Source organism: Achromobacter sp. DMS1 (assembly GCF_001270295.1).
In genome coordinates this window covers 1-7636 of the sequence record NZ_LHSJ01000203.1, presented here as the reverse complement: position 1 = coordinate 7636, position 7636 = coordinate 1, and the positions used below count along the sequence as shown (strand labels likewise).

Below are 7636 nucleotides of genomic sequence, written 5' to 3'. Positions count from 1 at the left end.
GAACCCGGCCAGACCCAGCGCCCGCGGGCAGCGACACGCCCAGGTGGCGCTGCGTGGTCAACGCGTTGAGCACGGGCACCAGCCCCAGCGCCAGCGCGCCGGCCGACAACAGGTCTTGCCACTTGCGGCGCGGAAACAGGAAAGCGTAGGCGAGCGACAGGCCCCAGGCCGCGAAGAACGCGCGCGTTTCCCAGAGTTCGCGCCCCGGCAGGCCGGCCGGCACGAGCCGGTTGGTCCAGAAAACCGCCGCCACCGCGATGAAGAGGCCGGCCACGGTGCCCGCGTTGAGCCCGTCCACCAGCCGCAGCGAAAATGTCTCCGCCGCGCCGGGCCGCAGCTTCTGGCGGCGCTTGGCGATCCAGAGAACCAGTCCCGTGCCCACCATGCCGGCGCCGGCCAGACTGACCAGGAAATACAGCCAGCGCAGGAACGGCGCGGCGAACAGGCCCAGGTGCAGGCCGCTGATCGTGCCGGCGGTCCGCACCGCCGCGCTGAGTTCGTCCTGCCTGTCCTGCAGCTGCCCCGTCACGCCGTCGAACCGCATGGAGGGAGAGATCCTGCCGAACGAAACGCCGTCGGCCGCGTCGCGCGACACGGTCACCACGGCGCCCGCATCGCCCGGATTGTTCACGGTGACGCGGCCTACGCGGCCCTGCCAGTGGCTTTCGGCCTGCGCGACGAGCGGCGCCAGCGGCGTGAGCGGCGCCGGCGCATTCTTGGGCGGCGTGATCCGGAACGAGCTGAAGACCTCGTCGGAATACTGCCGCTGGTTTTCGTACACCGCCAGAATGCCGGCGGGCATGAGCATGAACATGAACAGCACCAGCCCGCTGAACGTGATCATGAGGTGAAACGGCAGCCCCAGCACCGAAAGCACGTTGTGCCCGTCCATCCAGGCGCGCTGGCCGCCCTTGCGCGGCCGGAAGGTGAAGAAGTCGGTGAAGATCTTCTTGTGCGTGATGATGCCGCTGATGATAGCCACCAGCATGAACATGCCGGCGATGCTCGCCAGCCAGCGCCCCCATGGGAAGCCCATTTCGAGCTCGAAGTGGAAACGGTAGAAGAAATCGCCGCCGCGGGTTTCGCGGCCTTGCACCGCCTCGCCCGTGGCGGGGTCCAGCGCGACCCGCACGAAGCCGCGCTCGCCCGGCTTGGGCTTGGGCGCCTGGTACAGCAGCCGGATGACGGGCTCGCGGTCCGAGGGCGGCGTGATGAACCAGCGCCTGGCGTCGGGCGCGTGCGCTTCGAGATAGCGCTGCGCCAGGGCCGCCGACTGGGCGGCGGGCGCGCTGTGCGTCTGGATTTCCGGCTGCATCCAGCGCGTGATCTCGGGCCGGAAGAACGCCAGGGTGCCCGTGAGAAACATGGCGAACAGCACCCAACCGAAGATCAGCCCCGACCAGGTGTGCAGCCAGGACATGGACTGGCGCAGGCCTTCTTCGCCCTGTGCTTTGGCGGCCGGCTTCATGCCACCCCCAGGGCGCGGCCGGCGAGGAACAGGCCGCCGAAAACGGCGGCGGCAGCACGATGCCGCCCCACGCCCGCCATGCGTTGCGCGTGGCGAACACCCAGATCACGCCGCAGGCATACACGACGAAGGACAGCATCTGGGCGGTGGTCACCGCGTCGGCGCGCGCCATCGGCAGCCACACCGCCAGGCAGGCCGCCGCCGCCGACGCCAGGCCGTAACCGCCCAGGATTGCGGCCACCGCGCGCGAGGCGACGGCCATTCGGTAGCGCATCATGCCTGCGCCGGCAGCGGGAGCTTTCACTTGGCTACGTCGAAGGTGAGCGTGGTGACATAGCGGACCTTGGCATAGGACTTGCCGTCGGCCTCGCCGGGTTTATCCTCGACGTGCGCGGCCTCCAGCACATACTGGCCCGGCCACGGCGTCGTGATCTCGATGCGCCCGTTTTCGTCGCTGCGGAACCGCTTTTCCCATTTGGGCGGACCGAACACCGTGACTTCCGTCCTGGGCAGGGGCTGGCCCTTGAACTGCAGCACGAAGGCGTTGGCGCCCGCCGCGGCCGGCACCAGTTCGAGATCGAGCTTGCCCCGGGTGTCCTGGCGGCCGGCGCGCGCGCCGAAGCGCACCAGGGTGTCTTTGTACGGGTAGGGCTGGCTCAGGCGCACGTCGCCCTTGCCTGCGCCGCCGAACGCGATGAAATCCGCGCCCTCGCCGGAAGCCTTGAGCGTCTTGCCTTCGGCGTCGGTCACCACGGGCGCGGCGAGCACCTTGCCCAGCAGGCCATCGCGCTTTTCGCGCAGGTCGTCGGCCCACTCGCCGAAATAGGCTTTGGCGACGCCGCCCGGCGCCTGCTCGATCCAGACGAAATGCGCCTGCGCGGCGCCCGCGCTGCCCAGAAGAACGAGCGCGGCCAGGGTTCTTGCGAATTGCATGAGGTCTTTTCCTTGTGATGAGCCGCCGGCCGCGCCCGCCCCGCTGCGAACGCCCGCCGACAGGGTTTGAATTATAACCATTCTCACTACGAAAAAGACCGCCGCATGGCCGCCCGGCCGCCGCGGCGCGCAAAGGCCGCGCCGCGGCAGCCTACAGGTCCACCGCCAGGCGGCGCTCGGACTCCAGGTATTCGCGCGACTGCATCTCCAGAATCCGGGAGACGGTGCGGTGGAATTCGTTGGCCAGCACGCCTTCGGTATAGATTTCCTCGGGTTCGCATTCCGCCGACATGATGAGCTTGACGCGATGGTCGTAGAACACGTCGATGAGCCAGGTAAAGCGGCGCGCCTCGGAGGCCTGGCGCGGTCCCATGCGCGGCACGCCGGAAAGGATGACGGCGTGGAAGCGATTGGCCAGCTCCAGATAGTCGTTCTGCGAGCGCGGCCCGCCGCAAAGCGTGGCGAAATCGAACCAGACCACCGTGCCCGCCAGCGCCAGGGCGCGGATCTCGCGGTGCTCGATGTGCAGCACCGGATCCTGCGGCGGCGTGTCGGCCAGGTGCTCGAAGGCTTCGCGCAGCGCCTGGTCGGCCTTGGCGTCCAGCGGCGTGTGGTAGCACTGCACCTGCTCCAGGGAACGGCGGCGGTAGTCGATGCCGGCGTCCACGTTCAGCACGTCCATGCGCGACTGGATCAGCTCGATGGCCGGCAGGATGCGGTCGCGGTGCAGGCCGTCGGGATACAGCGTGGAGGGCTCGTAGTTCGAGGTCATGATGAACGACGTGCCGTATTCGAAGAGCTTGAGGAGCAGCCGGTACAGGATCATGGCGTCGGCCACGTCCGATACGTGGAATTCGTCGAAGCAGATCAGCCGGTAGCGCTTGGCGAGGCGGCGCGCGACCTCGTCCAGCGGATCCTGCATGCCTTTCACTTCTTCGAGTTCGCGGTGCACGCCGCGCATGAACTCGTGGAAGTGCAGCCGCGTCTTTCGCACCACGGGCACGGTGGCGTAGAACGCGTCCATCAGGAAGCTCTTGCCGCGCCCCACCCCGCCCCAGAGGTACACGCCGCGCGGCACGTCGGGCCGGTTGAGCAGTTTCTTGAGGGCGTTCGAACGCATGGACTTGAACCTGACCCAGTCGTCGTAATAGCGCTGCAGCCGGTCGATGGCCCGCAGTTGCGCCTCGTCGGGCTTGTAGCCGCGCTCGGCCAGGGCATGTTCGTAGTATTCGCGGACGTTCATGGAGATGAGGGAGCAGGCAGGATGAAAAAGGGCGGATTCGCGAACCCGCCCTTGCTGCGATGGCCGGGGCGCCCGGGCGCCCCGTCGTGCATCAGAAGTTCAACGCACGCTTGTCCACGGCCAGCGCGGCTTCCTTCACGGCTTCCGACAGCGTCGGGTGCGCGTGGCAGATGCGGGCGATGTCTTCGGCGGCGCCGCGGAATTCCATGATGGTCACGGCTTCCGAGATCAGTTCCGAGGCCATCGGGCCCACGATGTGCACGCCCAGGACTTCGTCGGTCTTGGCGTCCGCGATCACCTTGGCGAAGCCGGTGGTGTCGCCCAGCGCGCGGGCGCGGCCGTTGGCCAGGAAGGGGAACGAACCGGCCTTGTACTCGCGCCCTTCCTTCTTGAGCTGCTGCTCGGTCTTGCCGACCCAGGCGATCTCGGGCGAGGTGTAGATGACCCACGGCACGGTGTCGAAGTTGACGTGGCCGTGCTGGCCGGCGATGCGCTCGGCAACCGCCACGCCCTCTTCCTCGGCCTTGTGCGCCAGCATGGGGCCGCGCACCACATCGCCCACCGCCCACACGTTGGGCAGGTTGGTCTTGCAGTCGGCGTCCACGGCGATGAAGCCGCGCTCGTCGAGCTTCAGGCCCACGGCCTCGGCGTTCAGGCCGCCGGTGTAGGGCACGCGGCCGATGGAGACGATGAGCTTGTCCACCACCAGCTTCTGCTCGGCGCCCTTGGCATCGGTATAGGGAATGGTCACGGACTTGGCCGTGGCCTTGACCTCGCCGATCTTCACGCCCATCTGGATGTCCAGACCCTGCTTGGCGAAGGCCTTGAGCGCTTCCTTGGCGACCTGCTGGTCGGCGGCGGCCAGGAATTCCGGCATGGCTTCCAGGATGGTGACTTCCGCCCCCAGGCGGCGCCACACGCTGCCCATTTCGAGGCCGATCACGCCCGCGCCGATCACGCCCAGCTTCTTGGGCACGGCGCTCATGTTGAGCGCGCCGTCGTTGGACAGCACGACCTTCTCGTCGAACGGCAGGCCCGGCAGCTCGCGCGCCGACGAGCCGGTGGCGACGATGACGTGCTTGGCCACCAGGTCCTCCTCGGCGGTGCCGGTGACCTTGATGCCCCAGCCGCCTTCGACCTGGCCGCTGAACGCGCCCTTGCCATGGAAGAAGGTGACCTTGTTCTTCTTGAACAGGTACAGGATGCCGTCGTTGTTCTGCTTGACCACGGTGTTCTTGCGGCCGATCAGCGTGTCGAGTTTCAGGCCCAGGCCCTTGACCTCGATGCCGTGCTCGGCGAAGTGATGGCCGGCCTGTTCGTAGTGCTCGGACGATTGCAGCAGCGCCTTGGACGGGATGCAGCCGACGTTGGTGCACGTGCCGCCGGGGGCCGGGCCGCCCTGGCCGTTCTGCCAGGCGTCGATGCACGCCACGGACATGCCGAGCTGCGCCGCGCGGATCGCGGCGATGTAGCCTCCGGGGCCGGCGCCGATCACGACGACGTCAAATTGTTTGGACATAGCGTTCTCGCAAAGAATGAATGGGATGGCGGGTCCGGGGCGGGCCGGCGCAGGGCCCGTCACCGGCCAGCTCTATTTCATGTACGCCACCATGCTGATCTCCATTCCCACGGGGGTGAAGGTCTTCAACTGGGTGGCCACCATGTGGCGCGGCTCCATGACCTTCGAAACCCCGATGCTGTTCGCCATCGGGTTCATCTTCGTGTTCACCATGGGCGGCTTCACGGGCCTGATTCTTTCGGTGGCGCCCATCGACATCCAGGTGCACGACACCTATTACGTGGTGGCCCATTTCCACTACGTCCTGGTGGCCGGCTCGCTGTTCGCCCTGTTCGCGGGCACCTACTACTGGCTGCCCAAGTGGACCGGCCGCATGTACAGCGAAAAACTGGGCAAGCTGCACTTCTGGTCGTCGCTGATCTCCTTCAACCTGACGTTCTTCCCGATGCACTTCCTGGGCCTGGCCGGCATGCCGCGCCGCTACGCCGACTACGCCGCGCAGTTCACCACCTTCCACCAGATCGCCACCATCGGCGCGTTCTGGTTCGGGCTGTCGCAGCTCATCTTCCTGTGGGCGGTGTTGCGCTGCTACATGGGCAAGGGCGAGCGCGCCTCCGCCAAGCCGTGGGAAGGCGCCGAAGGGCTGGAATGGACCGTGCCGTCGCCGGCGCCGTTCCACACCTTCGAGACGCCGCCCGAAGTGAAGTGACGTGCCGCCGACCACCGACCCGGACCGCCGCGCCATGACGCCCGAACAACGCCGCCGCAACCGCATCGCGGGCCTGATCCTGCTGGCCTTCGTGGCGGCGGTGTTCGTCTGGACGCTGCTGCGGGGCTCCGCGCTGCTGGGCGGCGCGGCCATGGGGTAGCGCCATGAGCGAAGACCTGCGCGACCACCGCCCAGCGCAAGCTGAGCTTCGTCCAGACGGTCAAGGCGGTGGCCTGGGCCTTTTTCGGCGTGCGCAAGGGGGCGGGCTACCGCGAAGACATCGCGCGGCTCAACCCGGTCTACGTCATCGTGGCCGGGCTGCTGGCCGCCGCGCTGTTCGTGACGGCGCTGGTGTTCATCGTGCGCTGGGCGGTGGCCAGCCTGAGCTGAGATTCGAACAACTTCAAATCAAACATCCGTACCAGGGAGAAAGCCATGAGTGCAAGCCACTCGGTTCAAGGTAAAGAGGCGCCGTACTACTACGTGCCCGCCGATTCCGGCCACCCCGTGCGCACGGCGCTGGCCCTGCTCTGCATGGGGCTGGGCGCAGCCGCCTGGATCAACGGCGTGGGCTGGGGCAAATGGCTGGTGCTGGCGGGGTTCATCGGCGTGGTGACGGTGCTGTATTTCTGGTTCGGCGACGCCATCCACGAGTCGGAGTCGGGGCTCAACAGCAAGCGCATCGACAACTCCTACCGCTGGGGCATGAGCTGGTTCATCTTCTCGGAGGTGATGTTCTTCGCGGCCTTCTTCGGCGCCCTCTGGTATGCGCGCACCATCACCACGCCGTGGCTGGGCGACATGGACCACAAGCTGCTGCTGTGGCCCGATTTCCAGGCCACCTGGCCCAACTTCGGCCCGGCCGGCGTGGTGGAGCACTTCCAGACCGTGGGACCGTTCTGGCTGCCCACCATCAACACGGCCCTGCTGCTCAGTTCCGGCGTCACGCTCACCATCGCGCACCACGCGCTGCGCGCGAATCACCGCGGCAAGGCCATCTTCTGGCTGCTCGCCACCGTGATCCTGGGGTTCGTGTTCGTGGCCTGCCAGGCCACCGAATACCACCACGCCTATACCGAACTGAACCTCAAGTTCAACTCGGGCGCATACGGCTCGCTGTTCTACATGCTGACGGGCTTTCACGGCTTTCACGTCATCATGGGCGCCACCATGCTGACGGTCATCCTCATCCGCCTGATCCGCGGCCATTTCACGCCCGATCATCATTTCGGCTTCGAGGGCGCGGCCTGGTACTGGCACTTCGTGGACGTGGTCTGGCTGGGCCTGTACCTGTTCGTCTACTGGATGTGACCTTCCCGGGCGGGGCGGGCCGCCGCCTTGGCCTACAATGCGTACCGCCGGGCGGCGCCTGCGCCGCCCGGCGCGTTCATCTGAGGCCCGTGCTCTCTATCCAGCCCATGTGATGGGCAAACAGCACGAAAAGAAAGAGCGCCACCGACAGCCGATCCGCACCGTGAGCGCGTTGACCGTGCGATTGGTGGAACCCTTGTCGCGCATCAGATAGACCAGGGCGGACGCCAGGCTGGCCAGGATACCGATAAAGGCCAGTACGACGAATGCGCGCATATTGGTCTCCCCGAGTGGTTCTGCATTGATATGGACATGGCCCGACCGCACTCTTCCCGCACCACCGCCGCCGCCCTGCTGTTGCTGGGCGCCGCCGTGGCCGCGCTGGCGTCGCTGGGGCAGTGGCAATTGCGCCGCGGCGACGAGCGACGCGCCATTCTGGCGGCGATCGAGGCC

Annotated in this window: 7 protein-coding genes and 3 pseudogenes; 4 read left to right on the top strand and 6 right to left on the bottom strand. The window is 67.2% G+C overall.

The window, feature by feature from the left end; genetic code table 11:
• From AD428_RS19575 to lpdA, 5 genes and pseudogenes are all read right to left on the bottom strand, one after another.
• On the bottom strand, positions 1 to 1468 hold a 1468-nt coding region (locus AD428_RS19575), incomplete at its 3' end, for a PepSY-associated TM helix domain-containing protein (RefSeq protein ID WP_053246300.1).
• Positions 1465 to 1745 (bottom strand): annotated as a pseudogene (locus AD428_RS25500) (DUF3649 domain-containing protein). The pseudogene AD428_RS25500 and the gene AD428_RS19575, both read right to left, overlap by 4 nt.
• Positions 1746 to 1768: 23 nt before the next feature.
• Entirely contained in the window at positions 1769 to 2401 is a 633-nt protein-coding gene (locus tag AD428_RS19570; protein ID WP_082308508.1) for a DUF4198 domain-containing protein, read from the bottom strand.
• Between the two features lie 151 nt (positions 2402 to 2552).
• On the bottom strand, positions 2553 to 3644 hold the full coding sequence (gene zapE / locus AD428_RS19565) for a cell division protein ZapE (protein ID WP_053246299.1): 1092 nt from the start codon (positions 3642 to 3644) through the stop codon (positions 2553 to 2555).
• Between the two features lie 91 nt (positions 3645 to 3735).
• Positions 3736 to 5163, bottom strand: coding sequence for a dihydrolipoyl dehydrogenase (gene lpdA, locus AD428_RS19560; RefSeq protein ID WP_053246298.1), 1428 nt, complete (start codon positions 5161 to 5163; stop codon positions 3736 to 3738).
• Between the two features lie 55 nt (positions 5164 to 5218).
• Here lpdA and AD428_RS19555 point away from each other — a divergent pair.
• From AD428_RS19555 to AD428_RS19545, 4 genes and pseudogenes are all read left to right on the top strand, one after another.
• A pseudogene (locus tag AD428_RS19555) lies at positions 5219 to 5872 on the top strand (cbb3-type cytochrome c oxidase subunit I); the annotation flags it as partial.
• A 34-nt stretch (positions 5873 to 5906) separates the two neighbouring features.
• Positions 5907 to 6032, top strand: coding sequence for a cytochrome oxidase small assembly protein (locus AD428_RS26375; protein WP_152968154.1), 126 nt, complete (start codon positions 5907 to 5909; stop codon positions 6030 to 6032).
• Positions 6033 to 6073: 41 nt separating this feature from the next.
• The gene (locus tag AD428_RS19550) at positions 6074 to 6262 is read left to right on the top strand and encodes a DUF2970 domain-containing protein (RefSeq protein ID WP_053246297.1); all 189 of its coding nucleotides are present in this window, start codon (positions 6074 to 6076) and stop codon (positions 6260 to 6262) included.
• A gap of 45 nt (positions 6263 to 6307) precedes the next feature.
• The gene (locus tag AD428_RS19545) at positions 6308 to 7183 is read left to right on the top strand and encodes a cytochrome c oxidase subunit 3 (protein WP_053246296.1); all 876 of its coding nucleotides are present in this window, start codon (positions 6308 to 6310) and stop codon (positions 7181 to 7183) included.
• Between the two features lie 76 nt (positions 7184 to 7259).
• Here the strand turns inward: AD428_RS19545 and AD428_RS19540 are convergent.
• Positions 7260 to 7459, bottom strand: a pseudogene (locus AD428_RS19540) (twin transmembrane helix small protein).
• Positions 7460 to 7636: the final 177 nt, after the last annotated feature.